The 26,244-nt window shown below is 37.0% G+C and carries 26 protein-coding genes and 1 riboswitch; of the genes, 10 read left to right on the forward strand and 16 right to left on the reverse strand.

What is annotated here, in order from left to right; translation table 11 throughout:
- Positions 1-46 precede the first annotated feature (46 nt).
- The gene (locus tag OU989_RS19100) at positions 47-682 is read right to left on the reverse strand and encodes a hypothetical protein (protein ID WP_274794515.1); all 636 of its coding nucleotides are present in this window, start codon (positions 680-682) and stop codon (positions 47-49) included.
- Between the two features lie 239 nt (positions 683-921).
- Positions 922-2,106, reverse strand: a complete 1,185-nt coding sequence (locus tag OU989_RS19105) for an MFS transporter (protein ID WP_274794516.1) — start codon at positions 2,104-2,106, stop codon at positions 922-924.
- A 369-nt stretch (positions 2,107-2,475) separates the two neighbouring features.
- Between OU989_RS19105 and OU989_RS19110 the strand changes: the two genes are divergently transcribed.
- Positions 2,476-2,661, forward strand: a complete 186-nt coding sequence (locus OU989_RS19110) for an SE1561 family protein (RefSeq protein ID WP_274794517.1) — start codon at positions 2,476-2,478, stop codon at positions 2,659-2,661.
- A gap of 118 nt (positions 2,662-2,779) precedes the next feature.
- Here OU989_RS19110 and OU989_RS19115 read toward each other — a convergent pair whose 3' ends face one another.
- Positions 2,780-3,580, reverse strand: a complete 801-nt coding sequence (locus tag OU989_RS19115) for a YwqG family protein (RefSeq protein ID WP_274794518.1) — start codon at positions 3,578-3,580, stop codon at positions 2,780-2,782.
- Between the two features lie 190 nt (positions 3,581-3,770).
- Between OU989_RS19115 and OU989_RS19120 the strand changes: the two genes are divergently transcribed.
- Both OU989_RS19120 and OU989_RS19125 read left to right on the forward strand, forming a co-directional pair.
- Positions 3,771-5,309 (forward strand): fumarate hydratase, encoded by a 1,539-nt coding sequence (locus tag OU989_RS19120; RefSeq protein ID WP_274794519.1) that lies wholly within the window; start codon positions 3,771-3,773, stop codon positions 5,307-5,309.
- Positions 5,310-5,598: 289 nt separating this feature from the next.
- Positions 5,599-7,503 carry a heavy metal translocating P-type ATPase gene (locus tag OU989_RS19125; protein WP_274794520.1) on the forward strand — a complete coding sequence of 635 codons (1,905 nt, stop codon included), beginning with the start codon at positions 5,599-5,601 and terminating at the stop codon, positions 7,501-7,503.
- Positions 7,504-7,557: 54 nt separating this feature from the next.
- On the opposite strand, the gene OU989_RS19130 is transcribed toward OU989_RS19125, so the two are convergent.
- Together OU989_RS19130 and OU989_RS19135 are read right to left on the reverse strand one after the other, a co-directional pair.
- Entirely contained in the window at positions 7,558-8,472 is a 915-nt protein-coding gene (locus OU989_RS19130; RefSeq protein WP_274794521.1) for a YihY/virulence factor BrkB family protein, read from the reverse strand.
- A 22-nt stretch (positions 8,473-8,494) separates the two neighbouring features.
- Positions 8,495-8,821 (reverse strand): YtxH domain-containing protein, encoded by a 327-nt coding sequence (locus OU989_RS19135; protein ID WP_274794522.1) that lies wholly within the window; start codon positions 8,819-8,821, stop codon positions 8,495-8,497.
- Between the two features lie 177 nt (positions 8,822-8,998).
- On the opposite strand from OU989_RS19135, the gene OU989_RS19140 reads away from it, so the two are divergent.
- Complete coding sequence (locus tag OU989_RS19140) at positions 8,999-9,220, forward strand: DUF1128 domain-containing protein (protein WP_036123318.1); 222 nt, start codon at positions 8,999-9,001, stop codon at positions 9,218-9,220.
- Positions 9,221-9,275: 55 nt separating this feature from the next.
- Here the strand turns inward: OU989_RS19140 and motB are convergent, their stop codons facing one another.
- Both motB and motA read right to left on the reverse strand, forming a co-directional pair.
- Positions 9,276-10,040, reverse strand: coding sequence for a flagellar motor protein MotB (gene motB, locus OU989_RS19145; protein WP_274794523.1), 765 nt, complete (start codon positions 10,038-10,040; stop codon positions 9,276-9,278).
- Positions 10,024-10,827, reverse strand: coding sequence for a flagellar motor stator protein MotA (gene motA / locus OU989_RS19150; RefSeq protein WP_274794524.1), 804 nt, complete (start codon positions 10,825-10,827; stop codon positions 10,024-10,026). The genes motB and motA overlap by 17 nt, the downstream gene beginning before the upstream one ends.
- A 189-nt stretch (positions 10,828-11,016) precedes the next feature.
- Between motA and OU989_RS19155 the strand changes: the two genes are divergently transcribed.
- The 3 genes from OU989_RS19155 (at position 11,017) to OU989_RS19165 (ending at position 13,263) form a co-directional block, all read left to right on the forward strand.
- Positions 11,017-12,258: an aminopeptidase gene (locus tag OU989_RS19155; RefSeq protein WP_274794525.1), complete on the forward strand. Its 1,242-nt coding sequence runs from the start codon at positions 11,017-11,019 to the stop codon at positions 12,256-12,258.
- Between the two features lie 139 nt (positions 12,259-12,397).
- Positions 12,398-12,532 (forward strand): hypothetical protein, encoded by a 135-nt coding sequence (locus OU989_RS19160; RefSeq protein ID WP_274794526.1) that lies wholly within the window; start codon positions 12,398-12,400, stop codon positions 12,530-12,532.
- Between the two features lie 167 nt (positions 12,533-12,699).
- Positions 12,700-13,263 (forward strand): beta-class carbonic anhydrase, encoded by a 564-nt coding sequence (locus OU989_RS19165; protein WP_274794527.1) that lies wholly within the window; start codon positions 12,700-12,702, stop codon positions 13,261-13,263.
- 71 nt (positions 13,264-13,334) lie between these two features.
- On the opposite strand, the gene OU989_RS19170 is transcribed toward OU989_RS19165, so the two are convergent.
- The gene (locus tag OU989_RS19170) at positions 13,335-13,922 is read right to left on the reverse strand and encodes a GNAT family N-acetyltransferase (RefSeq protein WP_274794529.1); all 588 of its coding nucleotides are present in this window, start codon (positions 13,920-13,922) and stop codon (positions 13,335-13,337) included.
- Positions 13,923-14,140: 218 nt separating this feature from the next.
- On the reverse strand, positions 14,141-14,944 hold the full coding sequence (locus OU989_RS19175) for a polyphosphate kinase 2 family protein (protein WP_274794530.1): 804 nt from the start codon (positions 14,942-14,944) through the stop codon (positions 14,141-14,143).
- 200 nt (positions 14,945-15,144) lie between these two features.
- Between OU989_RS19175 and OU989_RS19180 the strand changes: the two genes are divergently transcribed.
- The gene (locus tag OU989_RS19180; protein ID WP_274794531.1) at positions 15,145-15,858 is read left to right on the forward strand and encodes a TspO-related membrane protein; all 714 of its coding nucleotides are present in this window, start codon (positions 15,145-15,147) and stop codon (positions 15,856-15,858) included.
- A 28-nt stretch (positions 15,859-15,886) separates the two neighbouring features.
- Here the strand turns inward: OU989_RS19180 and map are convergent, their stop codons facing one another.
- Both map and thiT read right to left on the reverse strand, forming a co-directional pair.
- On the reverse strand, positions 15,887-16,642 hold the full coding sequence (gene map, locus OU989_RS19185) for a type I methionyl aminopeptidase (RefSeq protein ID WP_274794532.1): 756 nt from the start codon (positions 16,640-16,642) through the stop codon (positions 15,887-15,889).
- A gap of 281 nt (positions 16,643-16,923) precedes the next feature.
- The gene (gene thiT / locus OU989_RS19190; protein ID WP_274794533.1) at positions 16,924-17,484 is read right to left on the reverse strand and encodes an energy-coupled thiamine transporter ThiT; all 561 of its coding nucleotides are present in this window, start codon (positions 17,482-17,484) and stop codon (positions 16,924-16,926) included.
- 119 nt (positions 17,485-17,603) lie between these two features.
- Positions 17,604-17,711, reverse strand: a riboswitch (TPP riboswitch).
- A 127-nt stretch (positions 17,712-17,838) separates the two neighbouring features.
- Here thiT and OU989_RS19195 point away from each other — a divergent pair.
- A complete protein-coding gene (locus OU989_RS19195) occupies positions 17,839-18,162 on the forward strand; it encodes a magnetosome magnetite crystal formation protein family (RefSeq protein ID WP_274794534.1) in 324 nt (107 codons plus the stop codon).
- Positions 18,163-18,217: 55 nt separating this feature from the next.
- Complete coding sequence (locus OU989_RS19200) at positions 18,218-18,340, forward strand: hypothetical protein (RefSeq protein ID WP_274794535.1); 123 nt, start codon at positions 18,218-18,220, stop codon at positions 18,338-18,340.
- Positions 18,341-18,380: 40 nt separating this feature from the next.
- On the opposite strand, the gene OU989_RS19205 is transcribed toward OU989_RS19200, so the two are convergent.
- The 5 genes from OU989_RS19205 to OU989_RS19225 form a co-directional block, all read right to left on the reverse strand.
- Complete coding sequence (locus OU989_RS19205; RefSeq protein ID WP_274794536.1) at positions 18,381-21,461, reverse strand: SbcC/MukB-like Walker B domain-containing protein; 3,081 nt, start codon at positions 21,459-21,461, stop codon at positions 18,381-18,383.
- Entirely contained in the window at positions 21,458-22,615 is a 1,158-nt protein-coding gene (locus tag OU989_RS19210; RefSeq protein ID WP_274794537.1) for an exonuclease SbcCD subunit D, read from the reverse strand. Before OU989_RS19210 ends, OU989_RS19205 begins: the two co-directional genes overlap by 4 nt.
- A 137-nt stretch (positions 22,616-22,752) precedes the next feature.
- A complete protein-coding gene (locus OU989_RS19215) occupies positions 22,753-23,655 on the reverse strand; it encodes an SGNH/GDSL hydrolase family protein (protein WP_274794538.1) in 903 nt (300 codons plus the stop codon).
- Between the two features lie 31 nt (positions 23,656-23,686).
- Entirely contained in the window at positions 23,687-24,916 is a 1,230-nt protein-coding gene (locus OU989_RS19220) for an aminopeptidase (RefSeq protein ID WP_274794539.1), read from the reverse strand.
- 1 nt (position 24,917) lies between these two features.
- The gene (locus OU989_RS19225; protein ID WP_274794540.1) at positions 24,918-26,066 is read right to left on the reverse strand and encodes a DEAD/DEAH box helicase; all 1,149 of its coding nucleotides are present in this window, start codon (positions 26,064-26,066) and stop codon (positions 24,918-24,920) included.
- Between the last annotated feature and the right edge of the window lie 178 nt (positions 26,067-26,244).

Below are 26,244 nucleotides of genomic sequence, written 5' to 3' on the forward strand. Positions count from 1 at the left end.
CGAGCGACTTTTCGTTTTCCATTTTCGCTAGGTCATGCAAATCTCGTTAAGCTTGTACTTCAATAAATGTTGTGGCATTCGACTCTGATAGAACAGCATCAACCTCAGATTCAAATTCTTCAATTCGATTACTCAATGTTTCTATTTGTTTTTTGACGTTTAGTGGATCGATTAATTCATACTCATTTCTTTTCATAAATGTTTCAGTATGTAATTTGACTTCCTCTGGAGATTGTTTGTCTTTATTGCCTAATATGTTAATTAAATAAGTTTCCAACTTGGCTGGTAATGCATCATTTTCTTTGGCAACTGTATGAATTGCTGAACGGTATTGATGCTGCATAACTTCGAGCAAATTCTTTTCAAATTGAATAGATTGCTTTCGTTCAATTGCCTCTGCAACTGTCATTTCTTCCTTGCCAACTTTCACCTTAGTTTGGGCATTAGATTGAACAACGAGTGCTTTTATTTTATTTCGATAGTGAATTAAGCCAATCACTTTATCATACGAAGCTTGCATTTGTTTTTCATACTCACCAATTTCTATACCATTAATCTTACTATTACTTTTTCGATTAGCTAATACCGAGCTAACCTCATTTGTTGCTGCTTCAATTCTTATATTCAACATTTTTAATTCTGTTAACGCACGATGAATAGATAATTTTTTCATTTCAGTCATGATAAAATCTCCCTGTCTAAGCAAGTGTATTTTTTTATTATAAATGGTAATATTAACAATGTCCAAAATATACCTTTAATTTTTTATTGATTTCAAAAGAACATGTCTGTATAATATCTTTCTAGGTGCCAAACCTATGTAACTTGGACGGAACATCCTTGTTACGCAAAAAACGCCATAACAGCACGGATTTGCTGGGCGTTTTTTTGTTTTGAGCGGGAAGATGAGCCCCGCTCTTTTTATTTTGCCATCGATGGTTGTTTATGCTTCTGACGTCCAAAAATTAGTAAAACGATTGCAACTGCAAGCAATAGCATTGCCACAAGTAAAAGGAAGCTATAATTTTTTACATATTCTAAATAAACCCCACCTAAAAAAGGTCCTGTTAAGCTACCAATGCTTAGAGCAATACCGCACAGTAAATTTCCTGTAGGTAAAAGCTCCTTTGGTGTTAAATCCGCCATAAATGTAATCCCCAAAGAAAACATCGAGCCAACTAACGTACCCGTTAAGAAAAACGCTACAGCCACAGCCATTTGGGAATGCTCTAAAAAGCTTGCAATTCCGAAAATGATAGCACCCCCAAATGACCCTATCAGCAAGATGTTCCTTCTCCCGATTTTATCGCCTAGTGCACCTAGTGGAACTTGAGTCAAAATACCACCAAATGTAAAGACAGATAAAATAATAGGAATCATACCGACTTCAAAACCTTTGCGTAAAGCATAAACTGGAAACAACGCATTTAGTGAAGACTCCAGAAACCCATAAACGAAAGGTCCTAAAAAGGCAATCCAACCAAATACAATGGCCATTTTATAACGTTGCCATCCTCTTGCTTTTAAGTCACCAGTTAGTCGCTCTGGTTTTTCATTTTGTAAGAAAAATACAAAGGACCATGCGAATAGGCACATGATGGATGAGACGATAAACGGTAAAGCTTCTGTAATTTCTATCAGCTTGACTAAGAGTGGCCCAACTGCAAAGCCTATACTAAATGATAAACCATAGATGGCCATGCCTTTCCCTAAACTTTTAGGATCTGCTGTACTTGTAATCCATGTTTGTGTCGCATAGTGTAAAGCATGATCTCCTACACCGATTAGTAAACGAAGTACAAACCAAAAGGTCACACTCTTCCATAAGGGAAATGCAAGTAAAGACGCAAAAACAAGTGCTCCACCAACTAATATAATCGGTTTGTAACCCCATTTCCGTAAAGGCTGCTCAATAAAAGGTGAAATTAATAATGTTCCTATGTATAAGCCTGTTGCATTCAAGCCATTCAATGCAGAGGATACCCCATCACGTTCAAATATGATCGAAATAAGCGGTAGTAGCATCCCTTGTGAAAAGCCTGATATGGATACAATTAATACTAAAATGGTAAATCTTTTTTTGCTGTAATCTGAGAAGTACGTCATTTTTCCCTCCAATATCAAGTCATTCTTCCAAAGAACAGCATACCAAAAAGCCTTAGCGCTCACCACATGTGATTTTACGCTAAGGCCTAACTAATACTTATCCTCATTTAATTGTATAAACACGAATTTCGGCTTTTGATTATTACCGAGTACTTGTTTAAACTCCCTCCTTTTCGAGTTAGTGTCGCAATTATTTTTTCAATCAGCTCCTTTACTTTATCTTAAAACAACTTTAACATACATCAACAATATTGTAAATATTCTGTCTATTCATTTTTAAAATTAATCGCTAAGTCCTAGGTGTTTACCTAAACATTGAAATTTCAGCTAAAATCAGCTACGATGAAGGGGATGAAATGAGGTGTACGAATGTCAAATCCAATCACTGATAAAAAGCAGCAAGTAACTTATTTAAAAGAGCGTCTTGAAATGTTTTTAGAAGTATTAGATGCCCTTGATCCTGAAACAGCTGAATTAGAAGATATTGATCGTTTAATTCAAATGATGGATGATTTAGAAGATAAAATGGAGCAATTTAATGCTCGTGAACAATAATGAATCGTAAATAGACAAGCACTATTTATACTCGCCTAAAGACTATTGGCAAACTTCAACATTTAAAAATTTGCCTATAGTCTTTTTACTTTAGTAAAGCTTTAATTTTCGCTTGTTTTTAATGACAGTCCCAGTTATATAATACTTTGCTAAAATCTTTATTCTTTAATTCTTCCTCTGTAATGAAGAAGTTACCAACACCACAATCACCCCAAAGAATATCATCCCCCACACTATCTACTTGTAACAGCAAGATTGTAGAGTCAGTATAATCTCCGTATGCTCTTGGATCTTCTTGTGTAAAGAACGGATAACCACCTATTTTATGACCATCCCCCGTTAAAGCATCATAGAATGCATCCTCTAACATTTCATCCTCCTCTATAGAAGTTAAGATGCTGCCATACTTGTCATTACTTCTAAAATCATCAATCGACAATGGTTCCAAACCTTTTTCAAAGGATAATGCCATTTCACGCTCTACAGGAAAATACATTTCCTCACCCTCAATATTGACAAATGAAAAATCCTGGACAAGTTGCGATTCATCATACGTGATTGTTTCATGGAAAATAACCCGAAAACCTTCTTGATGTTGTCCATTATCGAAATCCATTCCTAAAACGTCATCATACCCATCAATATAAAACTGCAATATTCCTTCCTCGGGGAAATTTGGTAAATGGTTAGGTACCTCTGCAAAATTAATTTGAGCTAATAGTTTCAATGGTTGTCCATTGATGTTTTTGGGGTACTCCATCGACAATGGAAAATAAGGATCCCCTGCAAACTTACTTTGAAACAAAGTTGTTGTACTGATTTCCGTATCAACTAATACAACAGGTTTCATAGTTTCCTCTATTAACGGTCTATATTGTTCAATTTTCTCGGGTAACTCAAGTAACGTTTTAGCACACATACTAGTTCCTCCTTAATTGTGGATTCTCTTTCATATTAGAACAAACGTTCTGTAAAATCAACTCTCAACTAAAATACTATTAAAATATGCTCTTATTTAACACTCTCAGATAAGGACTCTTTTTTTCATTAGTTGAAAAGAGTATAATGTAACGTGGAAATAATCAATTTTTCTATGGGGGGCAATACCAATGAATCTACAAACTTTGGAGAAAAGTCTTTACGATTTAATTACTGAAACATCTACGAATTTACCTAAGGATGTTCGTCGTGCTATTAAAAAAGCAAAAGAGGCTGAGAATGCTGGCACTCGTGCAGCAATGAGCTTAGACACAATCTCTACTAATATTATTATGGCAGAAGATAACGTGTCACCAATTTGTCAGGATACAGGACTTCCAACTTTCAAAATTTATACACCTGTTGGCGTAAATCAATTAGAAATTAAAGCTGCAATCAAAAAAGCAATCAATGATACGACAGCAGATGCAAAATTACGTCCAAACGCAGTGGATTCCTTAACTGGTGCAAACAGTGGTAATAACCTTGGTGATGGTTTACCAGTTATGAAATTTGAACAATGGGAAAAAGACTACATTACAATTAAGTTAATTTTAAAAGGTGGCGGCTGTGAAAATAAAAACATACAATACAGTCTACCATGTGAACTAGAAGGTCTTGGTCGTGCGGGTCGTGACTTAGACGGTATTCGTAAATGTATTATACACTCAGTATACCAAGCTCAAGGGCAAGGCTGTTCAGCTGGTTTCATTGGTGTTGGTATTGGTGGAGATCGTTCTTCAGGCTATGATTTAGCAAAAGAACAATTATTCCGTCATGTAGAAGATACAAATCCAAATCCAGATCTTGCAAAATTAGAAGAGTATGTAGTTAAAACAGCTAATACATTCGGTATCGGTACAATGGGCTTCGGTGGTGAGGCAACATTATTAGGATGTAAAATCGGCGTAATGCACCGTATCCCTGCTTCTTTCTATGTATCTGTAGCATATAATTGCTGGGCATACCGCCGCATGGCTGTAGACATTGATCCTCAAACTGGCGAAATTATTAAATGGCACTATCAAGAAGGCGAAAAAATTACCTTCAAAGAAGATGAAGTGGCTGCTACAACAGAAGATACAACAACAAATGTAGTAGAGCTTACTGCACCAATTACTGAAGAACAAATTCGCTCACTAAAAGTTGGTGATGTCGTTTCTATTTCTGGTCGTATGTATACTGGTCGTGACGCTATCCACCACCATTTAATGAGCCACGATGCACCAGTTGACCTAAACGGACAAGTTATTTATCACTGTGGACCTGTTATGGCAAAAGACGAAGAAGGTAATTGGACAGTAAAAGCTGCTGGTCCAACGACATCTATTCGTGAGGAACCATACCAAGGTGATATCATGAAAAAATTTGGTATCCGTGCTGTAATCGGTAAAGGTGGTATGGGACCAAAAACATTAAAAGCTCTTAATGAACATGGTGGTGTTTACTTGAACGCTATCGGTGGAGCAGCTCAATACTACGCAGACTGCATTAAAGGTGTTGACGGTGTTGATTTAATGGAGTTTGGTATTCCTGAAGCAATGTGGCACTTAAATGTGGAAAACTTTACAGCAGTTGTAACAATGGACTCACACGGTAACTCATTACATGCAGATGTTGATAAATCATCATTAGAAAAACTAGCTTTGCATGCTGAAAGAGTCTTCTAATTAAATAAAAGGTTGCAGTGATCTATTTTACTGCACAATTTAGTAAGGCACAGAATATTCCTAGTGAATAGACTGTGCCTTATTCTTTATTCGAAACAGACTCCCCTAACCGCCTTATGAACAACATAAAACTCCTTCAAACTTCCTACTTTATTTTTATAAATTCCTTTGTTATAATAATTCTAAATAAAATAGATGGTAATTGAAATCTATTTTCAATTAAAACCACTGAATAAACACTTATTTATAGAGGTTTTGATATTGATTTTCATTATCAGGAGGGATATGAATGGAATACTCTAATCGAGAAAATATAAATTTAATTGAGAAAATTAAGGAGCATGCTGAATTAATCGCTGCTCTTATGGCCGGCATTTTTATTCTACTTGCTTGGCGTTTAGATACAAGCGGACAAACAACTGCATCAGTTCTACTGTATTTAATAGCGTTTTGTGTAGGTGGTTTTGCAAAGGCCAAAGAAGGTATTGAAGAAACGATTGAAGATCGGAAACTTAATGTGGAACTACTAATGGTATTAGCCGCCATTGGTTCGGCAGCAATAGGCTATTGGACAGAGGGAGCTATTCTTATTTTTATCTTTGCTGTAAGTGGTGCTCTTGAAACATATGCCATGAATAAAAGTCACCGTGAAATATCAGCCCTTATGAACTTACAGCCAGAAGAAGCTTGGTTAGTGCGAGGCGGTTTTGAGCCAATGAAGGTGTCAGTCTCAACGTTACAAATCGGTGATCATTTACTTATTAAACCTGGAGAACGCATTCCAGCAGATGGGGTTATTTTCAAAGGGCAGTCTTCCATTGATGAATCTGCGATTAGCGGTGAGCCATTACCTGTTTTAAAAAACGAAGGTGATGAAGTATTTGCAGGCACAGTTAACTTAAATGGTGCTATTACGATGGAAATGACAAAAGCTAATTCAGAAACACTATTCCAAAAAATTATACAACTTGTTCAAAGTGCACAAAGTGAAAAATCACCCTCTCAGCAATTTATTGAGAAATTTGAAGGGACTTATGTAAAATTTGTATTATTAGCTGTTGCCATTATGATGTTCCTTCCCCACTTTTTACTTGGCTGGGACTGGACAACAACATTTTACCGAGCAATGGTGTTATTGGTAGTTGCCTCGCCATGTGCACTTGTTGCATCCATCATGCCTGCTACATTAGCAGCAATCTCTAATGGTGCAAAAAATGGTGTCCTATTTAAAGGTGGTTTACATTTAGAACATCTCAGTGTTTTACGTGCATTAGCAGTTGATAAAACAGGTACTTTAACACAAGGTAAACCCGAAGTTACAGATTTCATTGTCCGAGATGGTGAAGATCGTGCTAAGGCTTTAGCCATTCTTGCAGGGATTGAATCTCAATCCAATCATCCACTTGCCCAAGCCATTACCTCGTATGCTAAGGCTCAAGGCATTACTGCCTTGCCTCAAGCAACAATAGAGGATATTCCAGGCTGGGGTATGAAAGGAACAATTCAAAACAAGGAATATCAAGTAGGAAAACCAGAGTTTGTGGATGCGCAACTTGCCAATGATTTTGCAAACGGCGCAGTGACTAAGCTGGCAGCAGAAGGAAAAACAGTTATTTTCATTCGCGATGAACATGGAATTGTTGCATTAGCAGCATTAAAAGATACTGTACGCTCCGAAGCTAAGAAAGCTGTCACTTTATTAAAAGAGCTTGGTATCCAAGTGGTAATGCTAACAGGCGACAATGAAAAAACGGCTAAAGTGATTGCTCAAGAAGCTGGCGTTACGGAATATGTTGCAGAATGTCTGCCTGAAACAAAGGTAACTGAAATGAAACGATTACTTACCCAACATCAATTTGTTGGTATGGTCGGCGATGGTATTAATGATGCTCCTGCGCTTGCTACTGCAACTACAGGGATTGCTATGGGTGAAGGCACAGACGTTGCACTAGAAACAGCAGATGTCGTGCTAATGAAAAATGACTTATCTAAAATCGCTTATGCTGTTCGCCTATCACGAAAAATGCAGCGAATAATAAAACAAAATATATTCTTTTCAATTGGAGTTATTGTCCTATTAATCGCCTCAAACTTCTTACAAGTAGTCGACTTACCTTTAGGTGTAATTGGCCATGAGGGTAGTACAATTCTAGTAATATTAAACGGTTTACGCATGCTTAATAAAAGTGTCTAGGCTAACATAAAACAGCCCCGCTCATCTTGTACCAAGAAGCGAGGCTGTTTTTTCTTATTTTAGCATTTCCTTTTGAAGTGCCCTTTTCTGCATTGTAGCATTTAATATCCCACCAAAGATAAGGATAATCCCCGTAAAATATAGCCAGAGCATTAAAATAATGACGCCACCAATACTACCATATGTAGCAGAATAATTAGCAAAATTATTAATATAAAAAGAGAAACCATATGTGACTGCTAACCAAGCGAATGTAGCAAACATCGCTCCTGGCCAAACGCCCATTATTTTCAAGCGAGGACTTGTATTAGGTACAATCCAGTAGATCCCCATTAAAACGATAAAAATAAGTATTGGTGGAATGGACCATCTTAATCTATGCCAAATGGATTCAAACTGCTCCTCTATTCCAATGATTGAGAATAGGAAATGGCCAATTTGCTGACCAAATACAGGCAATAAGAGAGCAATCGCAATAACAAAAACGAGAGCGACTGTAAAAACTAATGACAAGCCTCTATCTAGTATACCTACTCTACCCTCTGTATCATAAGCTTTATTTAATGCACGAATCAGTGCATTAATGCCTTTAGATGCAGACCAAATTGTACCTAGTACCCCGATCGACAATAAGCTACTATTTCTATTTGTTAAAATCTCATTCAGCGTATTTTCAATGAGTTTATACACTTCATCTGGTAATACATTCACTAAAAATGAATAAACCTGTGTCGTTTTTAAGTTTAAATAAGGTAATAACGTCACTAAGAAAATAAGTAAGGGGAAGAACGATAATAAAAAGAAATAAGCCAATTGTGCAGCAAGCGCAGATATTTCAACTCGCTTTAGCCGACCTATTAAATCTTGGACAAAGCCTTTGGATGTCATCACACTCACTTCCTCTTCAGGAGAGACGAACGATTTCACAACTCCAAAAGCATTATGCATAGTTGCTTTTTTCTTCTCCATACAATTCCTCCTAAAACTACCTTTATTCCTTATGAGGTACAGTAAAGGCTGATTTGGTGTCTTCAATCATTCCCTGTATTGTAGAAGGTAAATCTTTAAATTCATCAACCTTTTCTGCAATTGTGTTGACATTTTCTGACACACTTTCACAAAGTACCTTCGCAGCTAATACTTTTTCCTCAACTAAATCCTGTAATTCTTCTCGATTGGTTGCATAATAAGAAATGGCTTCCTTCATTTTTTTAGTTGTGGCAATTGTTTTTTCCCGAGTTGTACGATCTAGCATACTTAATGCAGCACCAACTGCTGCTCCTGCCACGATAGATGCTAATAATTTACTTTGACCCATATTAAAACCCCCTGCTTGTGTAATTGCATATTCCCTATTATTTCATAAATAAACAGTCTACTGCCCTTATTCTACCCAATAACAGTCTATTTTTAAAGCAATGCCCAAATACGGAGTTGACATTTTTTTTATTCAATGAAATGATATGTGCGAGGAGAACGAAAGGTAGGGTAAAAAATGGATTTATCAGTTCCATCTAAAGAAAACGTTGTTTATATGGTTGATCAAATGAAAGACAAGCTTCGCATGGTGAATGTCGATGCGATGAAATCGGAACACTTCGATGAAGCAAATTATGAAGATTTAGTGTATTTATATGAAATGGTTATGAAAAGAGAAACATTTAGCCCAAGTGAAATGCAAGCAATTGTCGCTGAATTAGGATCTTTACGTAAATAAGTCAATAAAAAGGCCATTAGCAAGAGACATTTTGTCTGTTGCTAATAGCCTTTTTTTATTGTGTATTTTTAGCTTCCGAACCATCCTCAGTCACTAATGGCTGGATGAGCACCTCAACACGACGATTCTGTGCACGACCCTCTGCTGTATCATTCGGTGCAATAGCTCGGTTTTCACCATAACCCTTCGCACTAAAGTTCTCCGATTTTAATTGTGAATTACTATCCAATAATACCATGTAAAAATTGGATGCACGCATTAAGGACAACTCTAAATTTGATGAGAAATTAGGTCCAGCTGGCACATTATCCGTATGACCCGTAATGACAATGTTACGTGGCGGATTAGACACTAGTACATCTGCAAGCTCTTTGGCAATTGGAATATATTCTGGTTTAATCGTTGCTTGACCAGGATCAAATAAAATACTATCTCGAATTGTCACAAGTAACCCTTCATCCGTCATCTCTGTTGCAAATTGTTCTTCCATTTCATTGACGGCAATAAAGTTATCCACACTATCTTTAATAGCTGCTAGCTCTTGCTGATCTTTTAAATAGGCTGAATTTTGCTGTGGTGTTTGGTCGCTGTCCGCATTTGGAGTTGGTACTGGTGCTGGTTGCTCTAAAAAGCTTGTTCCACCTTCAAATACTTGATTAAATACTGCTGACATTCTATCTAACTTTTCTTGGTCGACTGAACTTGAAGCAAATAAAATAATAAACACCGCTAAGAGCAGCGTTAAGATATCTGCATATGGTACTAACCAAGATTCATCAATATGCTCATCATGCTTTTTTTTCTTAGCTTTCTTTGCCAAGGCCACCCGCCCCGCTTTCACCAGAAATTTGACGACGTTCTTCCATCGTTAAGTATGATGATAATTTCTGTTCAATAACACGTGGAGCCTCCCCTTCTAATACTGAAAGGATACCCTCAATCATCATTCTCTTTTGTTTTACTTCTAAAGCAGACTTACGCTTTAATTTGTTTGCAAATGGGTGCCATAACACATAACCAGTAAAGATACCGAGTAATGTAGCCATGAAGGCTGCCGAAATAGCATGTCCAAGTTTTTCAATATCGTTCATATCTGCCAATGCGGCAATTAACCCTACTACTGCACCAAGAACCCCTAGAGTAGGTGCATATGTACCTGCTTGCGTAAAGATAGCAGAACCACTAGCATGACGCTCTTCCATTGCCTCTACTTCTTCCGTTAGTACGTCACGAATGTAATCAGCATTTTGACCATCAATTGCTAATGTAAGACCATTTTTTAAAAATGGGTCTTCAATTTCCGAAGCTTTACTTTCTAGCGCTAATAATCCTTCACGACGAGCTAAATCAGCCCATTGTGAAAACATTTTAATAATTTCTATATCATCTGCTAATTTAGTTTCTTTAAAAAGAATTTTAAATAGCTTTGGTACACGCTTTAACTCCTTCATAGGAAAGGCAATTGTTACTGCGGAAATAGTACCAAAAATGATAATTAGAATGGCTGCTGGGTTATAAAATGCAGATAAACTTACACCCTTCATGACCATCCCTACTAACAGCGCTATTAACGCAATTATCAACCCTATAACTGATGACTTATCCATCCTAGAACCTCCAAATCTACTAATAATGTTAATTTCGGCTGTTTTTCCATAATTTAAATATATAAATGTAGTATAAATGTATTTCACTTATTTTTCGATGAAATTAATGCTTTTTATTCACATTTCGACCATTTTTGATTATATTGAATTAAGAATATTACACTAAACTGTCTTATTTCGAAAGGGGATATGAATTTGTTATTATCATTCGACACAAAATTAATAAAATATGCTGAATTGGCGGTAAAAGTAGGAGTAAATATCCAAAAAGATCAATATCTTTATATAAGCTGTTCGACCGATAACTTAAAATTAGCACAAATAATTACTAAAATTGCTTATAAAAATGGTGCAAAGCAAGTATTCGTCGATTTATCAGATGACGAACTTGTACGCGCTCGCTATGAAGGAGCACCAAAAGACTCATTTGATTTCTTCCCTCCTTGGAAAGTACAAGAGCGTGAATGGTTGGCGGATCATGGAGCTGCATTCTTAAGCATTAGTTCACAAAACCCAGATTTATTAAAAGGTATAGAACGAGACAGAATCATGGCCTTTCAAAAAGCATCTGGTCAAGCATTGGCTAACTATTATCAATGGCTACAAGCAGATAAATTTAGCTGGTCAGTGATTGCTGCACCTTCTAAGGCTTGGGCAGCAAAGGTTTTCCCCAATTTACCAGAAGAGCAACAAATCGATGCCTTATGGGAAGCGATCTTTGCAGCGACACGTATTGACGTTGAACAGTCTGTTGAAGCTTGGCATGCTCATGATCAGGAATTACATAGCAAAGCCGACTATTTAAACTCAAAGCAATATAAGTCACTTCACTATACTGCTCCAGGCACTGACCTCATGATTGAGCTACCTGCACATCACATATGGACAGGTGGGAGTAGTATCAACATACAAGGCCAGGCATTTATGGCCAATATGCCTACAGAAGAAATTTTTACTGCACCGTTAAAAACAGGTGTTAATGGCTATGTAACAAGCACTAAGCCATTAAGCTACGGCGGCAATATTATCGATCATTTTACATTAACATTTAAAGATGGTCGTATCATTGACATCAAGGCTGAGCAAGGGCAAGACATTTTAGCTGCTCTAGTTGAAACGGATGAGGGAGCTCATTACCTTGGTGAAATAGCATTAGTACCACATGCATCACCTATTTCACAATCTAATTTGTTATTTTACAATACATTATTCGATGAAAATGCCTCCAATCATTTAGCCATCGGAAGTGCTTATGCATTTTGTATAGAGGGTGGTAAAGAAATGACTACTGAGGAATTAAGTGCACATGGACTTAACCAAAGCTTGACTCATGTTGATTTTATGATTGGTTCGAACAAAATGAATATAGACGGAATTACTAACGATGGTCAAAAAGAACCTATATTCAGAGATGGAAATTGGGCATTCTAAATAATCCATTCCTACTACTAGTATTCTAGGCTAACTATGTTAAGGTTGTCATAAATTATCCTTAGATTTTACTAGGAACCTATTGTATAATTGTTTTAGGGTAATTAATAGATCATTTAAGTAGAGAGGAGCTCTAATAATGTTCATTACAACTGTTCTTGGCTTTACAGTAGTTTTATTAATTTCTATGGCATTCTTCATCCACTACCTACAAGTTGGTTTAGATAGCAAGTCTTCAGTAACTGTAGATCCAAAGCCAAACGAAAAATTCTAATGTATAAAAAACAGCTACTATAAAGGTAGCTGTTTTTTTATAGCCTACAATTTAAAAATGTATGAAGTTGCTCCTTTATTGTAAAAATTATCTGAATAAAGTCTTTATAGTTTGCATATTTAAAATTTTGCTCTAAAATATTTTTTGTAAGGAAGGGAGCAATTTTCATGACAATGTTACAAGATATTTTAGAGTTTAACAAAGTGTTTGTCGAAGAAAAAAAATATGAACCATTCATCACTACAAAATATCCTGATAAACGTATTGTTGTTTTATCTTGTATGGATACTCGACTTGTAGAGCTTTTACCGAAAGCAATGAATTTACGTAATGGCGATGTTAAAATTGTGAAAAGTGCTGGCGCTTTAGTTAGCCATCCTTTCGGCGCAGTTATGCGTAGTTTATTGGTTGCTGTTTATGGCCTACAAGCAGATGAAGTTTATGTCGTTGGGCATTATGACTGTGGTATGAGTGCAGTTGATCCCGAAGCAATGTTAAGTGAAATGATTAAAAGAGGTATTGATCCAAAAACAATTAATATGCTAGAATATTCCGGTTTTGACTTAAAAGAGTTTTTACGTGGTTTTGGTGATGTAGCGACAAGTGTTAAAAAAAGTGTTGATACAATTCGAAATCATCCGCTAATGGTGAAAGATGTACCTGTTCATGGCCTCATTATCGATCCAAATACAGGTCATCTAGATTTAATTGAAGATGGTAATAAACAATAGTCATTACCTTTTGATTTACAACTAATAAGGTGCCTATCTTTCTCCATAACGAAAGATAGGCACCTCTCTAATTATTCATCCTCTAAACGTGCATATATAAAATGATCTACCCATTGACCATTTATATACAACAGCTTTCTTAACAGACCTTCCTGTTGAAACCCTGCTTTCTCTAATACGCGCATAGAAGGTGCATTTTGAGTAGAAACATATGCCTCTACACGATGTAGGCCTATTTGATCGAACGCGAATCGTACCACCATATTTACGGCCTCTGTGACGATTCCCTTCCCTACATAAATTTCATCCATCGCATAGCCAACAAATGCACTTGAGTATGGTAAGCGTTTTACAGCATAAAGTGCAATATGTCCTATTAGATTGTTTGTACCATGCTCAAAAATACCAAAAGTATATTCTCGCTTTGACTCCATCAAATAGAGACTTTCTTGAATTTTTTTGTATTGAGCGTCAATTGTATAATATTCTGGTCTTTGTAGTGGCTCGTAAATAGACCAAAAGTATTTATTTCGGCTTACGAGACCCGTTAAACTTCGTGCATCTTTTTCTTGGAATGTGCGGATGTAGCATTTTTCTCCCTTTATCGTTACCACATTCCCACCCTTTTTTCTTAATAGATTCCAAATTTTAAGCACCATTTCTCCACACTAGCCTTCCAATAAATATCAGTACATTCATCATTCTGGTAACATCACTACTTTGAATTTAACATAGCTTAAAAAATGGTTTTCATTCGCTACATTTCAAAGGTTGAACATTTAGTTTATTTCATTGTATGTAAGAAAAGATGCTGCTACAACTAAAACAACTCATGTCCTATTTCATAGCAGCACAATTCATTATTTTGATTTGGTTCTTACTTCTCGTCCCCAATTTCTAAACTGGACGAATCAGCATCCTCTAGTTGGCCATTATCTAATACATTTGTTAAATGGAGACCACGTTTTAGAGCCTCTCGTTCAATATGTGCAATGGTTTCCTGCAGCACCTGTACACGGGCGTGCTTTTTATCATCACCAGCAACTAAGATCCATGGAGCATCCTTTTTATCAGTCTTTTCAAACATTTCATTTGCCGCTTCAATATACTGTGGTGTTTTTTCACGATTTCGCCAATCTTCGTCTGTTAGCTTCCAAGATTTATAAGGGTTTTGTTCCCGTTCTTTAAAGCGTTTTAATTGTTCTTCATCTGATACATGAAGCCAAAATTTAATGATTATGTAATCTCCTGCAGTTAAAATTTTCTCGAAGTTATTGATTTCTTCATACGCACGAGACCATTCATCCTTCGATGCGAATCCTTCGATACGTTCTACTAATACACGACCATACCAAGAACGATCAAAAATAGCGATTTGCCCATGCTGCGGTAACTTTCTCCAGAATCTTTGTAAATAGTTATAGCGCAATTCATGAGGCTGTGGAGCTGAAATAGGGTGTACAACATAACCTCGTGGATCGACACGTTCAATTAGTCGTTTAATAGCGCCACCTTTACCAGCGGCATCCATTCCTTCAAATACCAAAATTAAACCAATTTTGTTTTTTAATAAAAACTGTTGGGCATTTAACATTTCATATTGGAGTACTTTTAATTTCTTTTTATACATTTTTTTATCTAGTTCAATCGATAAGTCTAGATTTTTTAAATTTTGTGCCAATGAAACTTCACTCCTTTTATGTAGATAATCCCATTGTACTAAAGAAAAATATAGATGCCTATTGAGATGGTAAATTGTAGTGATTATTAGCAAAACAACACGATACATTGTTGGAAATTTCCGTTATAATAAAAAAAGTGACAGTACTATACTTATTTGTCTTTTCCCTATACAATCTAAACACGAAGGGAGAGGAAATCATGCCTCGGTTTATCTTGATGACAATCTCTTATCTTGTCTCATTCATCCTAACCTTTTTATCCTTTTTCATGAAAATAAACGGTCAATCTTCTCTAGAAATTTCTAATCGGTTTTCTGTAGTATTTGCACCAGTTGATATTAGTCATGCAATATGGATTGTCATTTATTTATTAATTGGCTATTGGTTATTGGTGAACATTAAAAAGACATCTATGAAACAGTCTGCTCTCTTTAGTTGCATAAATATTTTGCAAGCCTTAACGATATATGTATGGCATCATGAGTTATTTATTGTTTCTCTTGGCATCACCTTGCTTTTGGTCTTGTACTTATTTATGTTGTATAATACGTACTCTCTTCACGACAAAGCGTTGTCAGGTCGTATTCCTTTCTCCATTTATTTTGCATGGATGACATTTATCTTGATTACGAATAGTAGCTTTACGTTAACGGCTTATGGTTGGAACGGCTTTGGTCTTAGCACTCCTCTTTGGGCAGTAATTTTACTGACACTTGGTGGAGCTATTGCACTACATATCCGCTTTCATCACTTTGATACCATGTATCCGAGTGTTTTTATTTGGGCTTATTTAGGAATCGCTTTACATAATGGTTTTGATGAGCTTCTTGTAACAACTGCCGCCTTATTTTTATGTGGTGTTCTCTTTGTTGGTATTTTATTTATTAAAAAAAATCCTGCCCACCAAAAATAAATTGGTTAGCAGGATTTTAAATTATATCCTATTCTTCATCTAAGGAAGTTAAAATAATTGGTTTATCTTTAGTGACAATAACTGAATGTTCAATTTGAGCTACAAGCGATTTATCAGGTGTAACAAATGTCCAACCATCACCAGCTTCTACAATATGCTCTGCTTTTGCTGAGATAAATGGCTCAACAGCAAGCACCATTCCTTCTTTCATAATCGTAGAATCCCATGCATCATAATAATTTAAAATATGATTAGGCTCATCATGTAAAGATTGACCTAAGCCATGTCCTGTTAAATTCATAATAACAGTTAAACCATTAGCATTCGCCTCTCGTTCAACCGCTTTACCTATTTGATTTAATTTAGACCCAGCTTTAACCTTTGTCATTGCTCGATCAAAAGCACTTTTAGCAACTCGGCATAGTTTTTCTTTGTCCTCATAACCCTCACCAACAACAAATGAAATGCCAGTATCTGCAAAGTATCCATTTAAAGACCCAGAAACATCGATATTCACAATATCCCCTTCTTGAATAACACGTTTTCCTGGAATACCATGTGCCACTTCTTCATTGACACTAATACATGTATATCCTGGGAAATCATATTCCCCCTTAGGTCCAGAAATAGCACCAGCCTCTGCAAACATGCGGCCAGCAATTTCATCTAGCTCAAGTGTTGTAACACCTGGTTTTGTTGCTGCTTTCATGGCTTCACGAATTTCGGCACAAATGCGTCCAATTTTTTTAAAAGCTTCAATCTCTTCTTGCGTTTTTACAATCATTTATAACGTCCCTTTCATCTAATATCTATTCTTTAATATAACATAACTTTTTATGCGTATAACGATAAACGCTTTAAATATTGTATGCTTTCCTACAATGCAAAGTGCTAAAAGAGCTATTCATGACCAAAAGTCCCTTCACATGAGTGAAGGGACTTGCTTGTTGTTGAAAAAAGTTGATAATTTTGCTAATGATTCTGTGCGAAAGCGAATATCATCAAGTAGTATAGAACGAAAAGCTTTTATACCCTTTTACAATAAATCATTTGAGGAAACTTTTATTATGCTTTTCTTTGCATTAATTGTGGAGCGGCTGTGAATAAAAGCACCCCTACAATTGCCGTTAAAATGGTTGCTGGCAACATATATGTACCATTATAAATGATAGAATAGATCCATGCATTTTGATCACCCGCATACTCTGCAAAAAATACAGCTCCAGCAATTGTATGTGCTGCGTATCGTAAAAAGCCTGCAAAAACAGTACCTATGATAATGTAAAGTGCCATTTTCGTTTTGTTCATATTTTTTGCAGCATCCAACACAGGTCCACGTACAACTGCTGCTAATCCTACAACTGTAAAGGCAACACCATAATCCAATAATCCTTGAAGCCAGTGCACAATATAAGCACCAAACATGGTTTGCATAACACCCACAAGTAATCCCGTTGTTAGCCCAGCAACTAAGCCCCAACGAAATGCAATTAACATAATAGGCACCATGACAAGACTAACAGAGCCACCTTGTGCCCATACTTTAAAGGATACTTGATCGAGCACAAGGCCAATCGCTGCAAATATCGCAATCTCCACAAGCATTAATAGTCTTTTTTTGTCCATACATATTCTCTCCTTTGTTCCGATGTAGGATACAAGAGCAGGAATAGAAATGCAGACATCTTTTTTATTCCTAAAGAATGAAAAAACGATGCCAGGACAGAGCCTGACATCGTACAAGTGTCGGTTTCTATCCACATCCCTACGCAAGTGTTAACTTACAGGTTCAAAGAGTCAAGGCATTACGTGCCCAGTCTCAGCTGACATCATCAGCTCCCCTTGTGGTCGTTACATCTGAATTTATTTGAACAATCCCATTGTACGCAAAGGATTGGATGATTACAACCTCTTCCATACATTATTTTTTTGAAACTTTGCCGTTTTTCATGCGTAAATATTAAAAAAGGAGGTACAACTATGGAGAACCAAAAAATTTTATCTGCCTTTAGTTATCTTAGTATTTTCTTCGCCCCTTTTATCGTCCCATTAATTGTTTACTTTGTAACGAAAGATAGTGATGTAAAAAGACATTCAATTCGTGCACTTGTCTCTCATTTAATTCCTTTTGTTTTTGGCATCCTATTTTTTATTGTCTTTGTTTTTTCTACATTAAGATTAGATCCAACGTCAAGTAATAATACTGTGATGGTTGTTTGGTTAGTTTCATTTGCCGTTTATGCCATTGTCTCACTTGGTATTGTCATATGGAATATTATTCAGGCTGTTCGAGTAATACGTTAATGTTTCAATTTTAAGCGAAACAGGTAGTAATAATTGTAAAAGGAGCTGTTTTTTAATGAAAGTATCAAACGTTGTGAAAACTGCTGTAAAATTGGCACCTATTGTTATTCCTATCGTCAAAAAAGTAATGGCTGCAAAAAAAGGAACAACTCCTACAGCCACTTCTCGAAAAAAATAAAACAAAGGCGTATTCCCTATTTCGGAAATACGCCTTTCACTTATTTCACTTCAAAGTATGTCTGACTATGGCCATTTAATGTCTTTTCTACATGTAAAACCGCTGGCATTGCAGATTTTAATTCAGGCACATGAGAGATTACGCCAATCATGCGACCAGAATCCTGTAAATCAATTAATGTATCGATTGCTTTATTTAATGATTCCTCATCAAGCGAACCAAAGCCCTCATCAATAAACATCGTTTCAATATGAATATTACCTTGGAAGCTTTGAATTACATCTGCCATTCCTAAGGCAAGGCTTAATGAGGCATTAAATTTTTCGCCTCCCGATAATGTTTTGACATCTCGTAGTTGATCGGTATAGGCATCGTAGACATCAAGACCTAGTCCGCTTTGTTTCGCATGCTTTTCCAATCTATCTGAACGTCTGAGCTCAAATTGACCATTTGATAAATGATAAAGGCGAATATTGGCAGCTTCAGTAATTTGGTCTAAGTAATTAATTTGAATATAGCGCTCAAAAGATAACTTTTTCGAATTTTGGCCGTTTAATAATCCATAGAGCTCCTTTACTCTTCCCGCTTCTTGCTCAAGTAAATGAAGCTCCCTCGCTATTTCTTCTACTCTTTCAATAAAACCTTGGCAAGCTTGAGCAAAACCTCTCAACTGTTGTAAACGTTTAAATGCTTCCTCATAAGATATACGAAGTTGTTCTACTTTGGCTTCCATGGACACTAAATCTTGTTGCTCTTTTCCTTGAAGATACATAGCCCCTTCAGTAATTTGGATTTGCAATGTGTGTACCTGTAAAGCATAGTCACTACAAGCTTTTCGAAGGGTCTCTATTTGCAATAAACTCCGTTTGGCAGCTGTATATTCCTCGTAGCTGTCAAAGCCTATCTCCTGCATGCTTGCTGAGAATTGCTGACGTTTTTCATTCATTTTGAGTTGTAATTCTTCAAAAGTTTGTTTGGCTATTTCCATCGTCAATTTTGCATTACTTGTTGCTTCCTTCGCTCTATGCAATTCGTCTTGACTCTCTTGCCATCTTTTTTGCAAATCCATTTTTTGTTTACTGATATCTGTAAGCTGTTGCTGTAATTGCTGCAAGGTTGGTAAATGGTTTGGCATATGTTTAAGCTGTTCTTCAAGAACTGCTTGCAGTCTTGTCATTTCTTTCAACTGCTCAGCTAAATATTGCTCTAAGTTCATCTGTTTAGTTCGTAGCTGCTCTATTCTCTCACGTTGCTGCTTAAGTTTTAATCGCATATCTGCTAATTGATGATGAACAATTTTTAATGTCGCAATCTCTTGCTCTATGTTGTTTAATGTAGAGATGAGCTGTGCATGGTCTTGCTGTGTAATGTGCTGCTCTTCTAGTTGCTGACAGGTTTCTTGATAAAGCTGTTGCGCAGATGACAAGAGCGCTTCTTTTTCTAGGTACTTACGCTCATCTAAAGAAGCCTTAGCCCTTAACACTTCGACTTCAGAGAGCTCTATCATTTCCTGTTGCTCATTATGTGTTTTCTGGTGTGTCAAACTGCCACATACAGGGCAAGGTTCCCCGTCCTTCAACTGTTCAGCCAGAATACTAGCCTGACTTGTCAACCAACGCTGCTCTAATAATTGTAGAGCCTTTTTACTCTCCTGATAGTGAATGTCAGAAGTGGCTACGTCCTGCTTAGCTAACTCTACAGCCCCTTTGTATTTGTCTACTTGTTTTATTAATGCTACCTGCTCACGAAGTTTCGGTAACTGCTCTAAGTAGCTTTCATATGGCTCAACCTGTTTTTCATATTGTTCCATCGTTTGAGAAAATTGCTGTAACTGCCCTTGTTCTTTCTCCAATAACATAAGATTATCAGCTACTGCCTGTTTTGCTGTTTCGACATATTGTTCTGCTATTTGCAGCTGCTGCACATTGTTTTCATAGGCTTCAAATTTAGGCAATAAAGTCTGTAATTGCAATTCCTGCTGCAACATCTGTTGACGTTCAGGCTCTTTCGCCTCTTCAATCTGATATTTTTCTTGTGCCCGTTGTAGCTGCTCTTTTGTTTGTTGAAGTTTAAATTGAGCCTGTTGAAATGTTTGTTCTTTTAAGTTCAGTTCAGCACGTAAATCAATACATTGTTGTTCAAGTGGCACAAGTCGCTCCGCTTGTTCTGCTAAAACAATCTCCTGCTCCTTTGCTCGGTATCTATCCTGTTCTTTTAACAATAGTTGCAGTCTCTGCTGCCGACTAGCTTGCTCTTCGAACTGCTCATTTATAGTTTTTGCTAGTCGATAATATTCCTGCTCCTTTTGATGAAGACTATAAACTTCATCATATTGCTGCTGTTCTTCCTCTATACATTTCTTATAGTAGCTAAACTCCTCTTCAAGTGCCTGTGTCAGTTGATGTAAATTTTCCGTATTGTCAGCAATCAAGGTGAATAAAGAGGATGAACGTTGCGGTAAGGCACCAACAATTTGACCTAATAGATGTTCCTTTAATTGCTTGGCACGTTCAAAATCCTTCTCCGCCTCTTTCCGTTTGGCATCCAGTTTTTTTGTCATGACGCCAAAACGATCTGTTTTAAAGATTTTTCGTAAAATAACTTCCTTATTTGTAGAGTCAGAGGTCAATAACTTGCGAAATTCACCTTGAGGTAACATTACAATTTGGCTAAATTGATCTTTTGTGAGACCTATGATTTCCAGCAATTTTTTATCGACTTCAAGCGTTTGTTGTTTCTCTACGATGCTATAATCGAGCTTTCCCTCTCTTACTTCAGCTAATTCTATTTTCTTACCTGTGATCGTTTTATTTTTTTCTTTAATATGACCTGGCTGTCTTACTATTTGATAAACTCTGCCATGCATTTCAAATAGGAGCTCTACAGCTGTATAGACATCATCATGAGCAAAGCCGCTTCTCAGTAAAGCCGTATCCTGGCGATCCTCACCACTACCTGATCCGTAAAGCGCATAACAAATAGCGTCGAAAATGGTTGTTTTCCCAGCGCCTGTTTTTCCGGAGATGGCAAACAAACGATGTTCTCCAAGCTCTTGGAAATCAATCACCTCAGTATCTTTATACGGACCAAATGCAGTAATCGTTAACTTTAATGGCTTCATTTTACTGTCTCTCGCTCCTCATCTAATAATTCCTGTAACATCTCGGTAAAAAGGCGTTCCGTATCTTCATCTGGCTGGATGCCGATAATATTCGTAAAGAAAGAACGGAACAAGTCTATATCCTCTAGCTTTTCTGTTTCTACAACTTGTAACTCACGTGGTGACTCTTGTCGTAGTATCTTACGTTCTACATGCATCGCATGGGGAAAAACACTACGAATGCGTTCCATCGGTGAAGAGACGGTTGTCGTATCCGTCAATCTGACAAAGACATAATCATCACTCGGTGGTAGCTTTAACAGATCCTCCAATTGACCTTCTACTACTCGTAAATTTCTTCTTGGTACGAGCTTTCTTTTGGTTACTATGCTTTTACCGTGTTCATCTAATTCAATGATTAAAAAGCCTTTTTCATGTAAGTGCTCTGATAATGAATATTTTAACGGAGAGCCTGCATATCGGATCGTTTCATTTAAGACAAAATGTGCCTTATGTAAGTGTCCAAGAGCGGTATAGTGGAAAGGTTTAAATAAAGCTGCATTCACACAATCTGAGCCCCCGATAGAAAGCGGACGCTCTGAATCACTGGTATTGGCTTCTTCCTCACCATACTTTGTGACGAAAGCATGTCCCACAAAAATATGACGCTTACTCGCATCCATATCCTGAGTAATATGATCTATAATTCTCTGCATAGCGTCTTGATGAGAACGAATCGTTTCATCTTCAAAAATATGACGAATTGAGGCGGGCTCAGCATACGGTACAAGATGAAAATGTACCTCTCCATATTGATCATTCAAAATAATAGGGACATGATCTTTCGTAAATTGCCCCTTGATATATAAACCACTATCACTCATCAATCGACTCCCAAAATTTAAACGACCCGCACTATCATGATTTCCCGCCACTGCTAAAACAGGAATCTGCTTCTCTAATACTATTTTCGCTAATACATCATTTAGTAAATTGACTGCCTCAATAGGGGGCATTGAACGGTCATATAGATCACCTGCGATGACAATTACATCTGGTTTTTCATCATCTATCGCTTGTATAAATTGTTGCAGAATATATTGTTGATCTTCTGTCATATAAACACCTTGAACAAGCTTCCCTAAATGCCAATCTGCTGTATGAAATATCTTCATTCTAGTCCCTCCTAATCTTCTTTATATTTTAGCATGACTACTGCCTATCTAGTGGTATTCAGCAGTATAGTAGTTCTATCCAATATTGGATTTCATATAAAAAAGCATCTAAATAGATGCCCTTTAATAACGATTATTTAAATGTTTTCTAAAAAAGCTTTATAGCCAGGAAATCCTTGAATAGCATAAGCTGTACGGGTAGACTGCCGTTGTGTCGTTTCCCGTTCCTTGGATTTCGCTGATAATTGTTGCTTTATAATTTCCTCAAACGATAGAGGATTGGGCTTGGGTAATTCGGATGAAGAGATCGTCAAAGCATTACTACCACTATAAGACTGTAAAAATGCATTAGCCATTTGACGGTAGCCTTCAAAGTTTGGATGAACATCTGCACTATTTGGTAAGTAGTTTATGGCATCCAATCCAAAGCGATCATAAACATCTACATAAACCGCTCCTGCATCCTCTGCCTGTTGTTGTAAAATCGTATTTAATTTAACTAGCTGTTCGTTCGTTCCCTTTTTTTGTGTAGGATGAACATATGGATAGGCAAAATAATAGCCCATTACAAAAATCTTTGCTTTCGGCGCAAGTTCATTTAACTCATCTAAAATGGTTATCATATTTTTTCTAGCCAAGTTTAAAGTGGAATCTGTTTGAAGCTGTGAAAATGCTAATGTGCCAGCAGTTGGGTTCACTTTAACAAGGCGTAATAAATCATTGGCCCCTGCTGACACTGTAATAAGGGTCGCATTTTCTAGTAAGTGTTTGGATTCCTCAGATTGGATTCGTTCTAGCACATCGGCCGTTGTAAAGCCTGGAAAGGCAAGTTCTTTTGTATAAAATGATAATTGACCCAGTGAACTTAACTTCATGGCTATTAAATCACTATATCCTGCATCAATTTCTTGATAAGGTGTTTGACCAGCAGCTAAGGAATCTCCAATAGCTATATAGCTTTCTGTTTGAGCATAAGCAGATGAGGCCCAACATGTCATTGCTAATATCGTCACACCGATGAAGCTCCATAATCGCTTCATCTACTCTCCTCCTTTGCACTTTGACTAGTGATTAAAAGGCCCAGCTACCCTTGCGGAAAATTGGCTCTACTGTACCATCCGGTAAAATACCATCAATATCCATTTCTCCACTACCAATCATAAAGTCCTCATGTGTCACAGAAATATTTGCACCTAGTGCCTCAAGTTGACCATTTTCTAAATCTCTTCCACCTTCTAAGCATGTCGGATAGGCTTCACCGATAGCTAAATGGTTTGAAGCATTTTCATCGAATAACGTATTGAAATATAAAATCTCCGACGCTGAAATTGGTGATTCATGAGGGACAAGTGCTACTTCACCTAAATAGCTAGAGCCTTCATCTACTTGTATCAGCTCTTGCAGTAAATCATGACCCACTTCAGCTTCTGCTTTAATAATTTTGCCCTCTTTAAAGGTTAATTTAAAGCCATCAATGATATTGCCTTGATAAACTAAAGGCTTGGTATTACTTACGTACCCATTTACACCTTGTTTCATCGGAAGTGTATAAACTTCTTCTGTCGGCATATTGGCAATGAAAATATTACCATCTGGTGTTTGACTGCCACCTGTTAGCCATTTATGCTGTGGCGCTAAGGCAATTGTTAAATCTGTTCCTGGTGCTGTATAGTGAAGCTTTGCATATTTTTTATTATTTAGCAATTGTGCACGTGATTCTAAATTAGCTACATGCTCTCGCCAATTATCCACTGCATTCCCTTCCCCAATATGAACCGTTTTAAAGATAGCTTCCCACAATGCTGGAACTTGCTCCGTTTCCGTTAATTGAGGAAATACCTTCGCTGCCCATTTTGGTGAAGGAACCGCGACGATAGACCAAGCAATTAAATCCTTCATGACTGCATTACGATATTTTTTCAATGCTGCTCCTGACACTTTTTGGTGTGTTGCTAATCTGTCTGCAGGTATTCCTGTCAATTTATCAGGATCAGCAGCATCAATCCATAGTAAAGCACCTTTACGCTCAATTAGTTCATCACGCATTTTTACGACCCATTCAGGGAAACGATTAAACTCCTCATCAGAAGCGTGTTCAAAATACGCACGATCCATTTCATCATCCGAAAAGTTTACATGGACACGCCCTGCGCCAGCCTTATAAGCCTCTTTTACAACTAAACGAGCAAAATCTAAAGCTTCTACTGATGTATTCACTAACAAATATTGACCTGGTTGAATATTGACACCCACTTTTACCGCAAGCTCTGCATATGCCTGTAATTTTTCATCAAATGTCATGTTAATTCCCTCGCTTTTGTCCAATTGTTTTAGAATTACCTTCAATCAGCTTGCCATCATGCCATATTTTTTGCACAGGCTTGCCTGGAATTTCTCTTGTCCATTTTTTATAGGTCTTCTCATCACGATAAGATAATAACGTCAATACTTCTCCGTCTGCTCCTGCACGACCAGTACGCCCTGAGCGATGTAAGTACTGTTCAATTGTTCTTGGTACATCAACATGAATAACATGTGTTAAACCTGCAATATCTAAACCACGAGCGGCGATATCTGTTGCGATTAAAATACGTGCATCCCCTTTACGGAATGCATCTAATGCCTTTTTACGTTCTTCCTTTTTCATGTCGGAGTGAAGTGTTACGATTGGCGCAGAGCGATATTGTAATTTCGTTTCCTTCATTAATAATTGATCGATATTATTGACGAAAGCAAGTGCTCTTAACCCTTCAGTATGTGATAGTCTTCGTAGAAAATCAGTTTTATCACGTTCTTCTACCTTCACAAATGAGTGGATAACTTTGCCGACCTTTAACATATCCTCTGGCTTAATTTTAAAACGAACTGGTTCGAACATCATACGACTTGCTACTAATTCAATTTCCTCTGTAATCGTAGCTGAAACAACAACGACTTGTCGGCCATAGGCAGAACCTTCGATAAAGGATTTGATAACTACACGGTATTCGCGACTAAGCAGTTGATCACACTCATCTAAAATAATCGTTTCTATTTCTTTTAGTTTTAATTTTCCTGCTCGTGCTAATTCATTTAAACGGCCAGGGGTTCCAACAACAATCGTTGGTTTTTTCTTGAGCTTTTCAATTTGACGAGCAGAATTGGCACCACCAATAAGCTGCTGAACTGTAATATCTGTGCCAGCTGTCCATTCGCGGATAACTTCTACAATCTGCATAGCAAGTTCTTGTGAAGGAGCCACGATCAGTCCCTGTGTTTGTTTTTTTGCCCCGTTTACTTTATTCAATAGTGGTAAAACATACGCTAATGTTTTACCTGATCCCGTTGGCGATTCCGCTACAATGTCTTTACCTTCAAGCATAGCTGGTATCATTTCATCTTGAATTTTCATAGGTGTTTCAAAGTTCCATTTTGCTTGAATTTCTTCTTTTAATAAATTAATGACTGACATGTTATTTCCCACCTTCTATCTACTTGACACTAGTTTAACACACTCCGCCGTTTCCTACTTTATATGTACGAAGCAATGGACCATTCGTTTCAAAAATCAGCGGTTCCTTCCATAAAAAATCTGCCTAACCTAACACGGAAAAAGTAGCATGTCCACAACTCTTTAAAGACTTGTAGCT

It is taken from the genome of Lysinibacillus irui (genome assembly GCF_028877475.1).
Lineage (GTDB): Bacteria > Bacillota > Bacilli > Bacillales_A > Planococcaceae > Lysinibacillus > Lysinibacillus irui.

Excerpts from the sequence above, each read along its gene's own strand:
- OU989_RS19220 (WP_274794539.1), bottom strand. The coding sequence starts at position 24,916 with ATGACATTTGATGAAAAATTACAGGCATATGCAGAGCTTGCGGTAAAA.
- OU989_RS19205 (WP_274794536.1), bottom strand. The coding sequence starts at position 21,461 with ATGAAGCCATTAAAGTTAACGATTACTGCATTTGGTCCGTATAAAGAT.
- OU989_RS19130 (WP_274794521.1), bottom strand. The coding sequence starts at position 8,472 with ATGGAGAAGAAAAAAGCAACTATGCATAATGCTTTTGGAGTTGTGAAA.
- OU989_RS19100 (WP_274794515.1), bottom strand. The coding sequence starts at position 682 with ATGACTGAAATGAAAAAATTATCTATTCATCGTGCGTTAACAGAATTA.
- OU989_RS19215 (WP_274794538.1), bottom strand. The coding sequence starts at position 23,655 with ATGAAGCGATTATGGAGCTTCATCGGTGTGACGATATTAGCAATGACA.
- OU989_RS19135 (WP_274794522.1), bottom strand. The coding sequence starts at position 8,821 with ATGGGTCAAAGTAAATTATTAGCATCTATCGTGGCAGGAGCAGCAGTT.
- OU989_RS19120 (WP_274794519.1), top strand. The coding sequence starts at position 3,771 with ATGAATCTACAAACTTTGGAGAAAAGTCTTTACGATTTAATTACTGAA.
- OU989_RS19170 (WP_274794529.1), bottom strand. The coding sequence starts at position 13,922 with ATGGTGCTTAAAATTTGGAATCTATTAAGAAAAAAGGGTGGGAATGTG.
- motA (WP_274794524.1), bottom strand. The coding sequence starts at position 10,827 with ATGGATAAGTCATCAGTTATAGGGTTGATAATTGCGTTAATAGCGCTG.
- OU989_RS19115 (WP_274794518.1), bottom strand. The coding sequence starts at position 3,580 with ATGTGTGCTAAAACGTTACTTGAGTTACCCGAGAAAATTGAACAATAT.
- OU989_RS19110 (WP_274794517.1), top strand. The coding sequence starts at position 2,476 with ATGTCAAATCCAATCACTGATAAAAAGCAGCAAGTAACTTATTTAAAA.
- OU989_RS19140 (WP_036123318.1), top strand. The coding sequence starts at position 8,999 with ATGGATTTATCAGTTCCATCTAAAGAAAACGTTGTTTATATGGTTGAT.
- OU989_RS19165 (WP_274794527.1), top strand. The coding sequence starts at position 12,700 with ATGACAATGTTACAAGATATTTTAGAGTTTAACAAAGTGTTTGTCGAA.
- OU989_RS19225 (WP_274794540.1), bottom strand. The coding sequence starts at position 26,066 with ATGTCAGTCATTAATTTATTAAAAGAAGAAATTCAAGCAAAATGGAAC.
- OU989_RS19125 (WP_274794520.1), top strand. The coding sequence starts at position 5,599 with ATGGAATACTCTAATCGAGAAAATATAAATTTAATTGAGAAAATTAAG.
- OU989_RS19180 (WP_274794531.1), top strand. The coding sequence starts at position 15,145 with ATGCCTCGGTTTATCTTGATGACAATCTCTTATCTTGTCTCATTCATC.
- thiT (WP_274794533.1), bottom strand. The coding sequence starts at position 17,484 with ATGGACAAAAAAAGACTATTAATGCTTGTGGAGATTGCGATATTTGCA.
- OU989_RS19200 (WP_274794535.1), top strand. The coding sequence starts at position 18,218 with ATGAAAGTATCAAACGTTGTGAAAACTGCTGTAAAATTGGCACCTATT.
- map (WP_274794532.1), bottom strand. The coding sequence starts at position 16,642 with ATGATTGTAAAAACGCAAGAAGAGATTGAAGCTTTTAAAAAAATTGGA.
- OU989_RS19195 (WP_274794534.1), top strand. The coding sequence starts at position 17,839 with ATGGAGAACCAAAAAATTTTATCTGCCTTTAGTTATCTTAGTATTTTC.
- OU989_RS19105 (WP_274794516.1), bottom strand. The coding sequence starts at position 2,106 with ATGACGTACTTCTCAGATTACAGCAAAAAAAGATTTACCATTTTAGTA.
- OU989_RS19160 (WP_274794526.1), top strand. The coding sequence starts at position 12,398 with ATGTTCATTACAACTGTTCTTGGCTTTACAGTAGTTTTATTAATTTCT.
- OU989_RS19155 (WP_274794525.1), top strand. The coding sequence starts at position 11,017 with ATGAATTTGTTATTATCATTCGACACAAAATTAATAAAATATGCTGAA.
- OU989_RS19210 (WP_274794537.1), bottom strand. The coding sequence starts at position 22,615 with ATGAAGATATTTCATACAGCAGATTGGCATTTAGGGAAGCTTGTTCAA.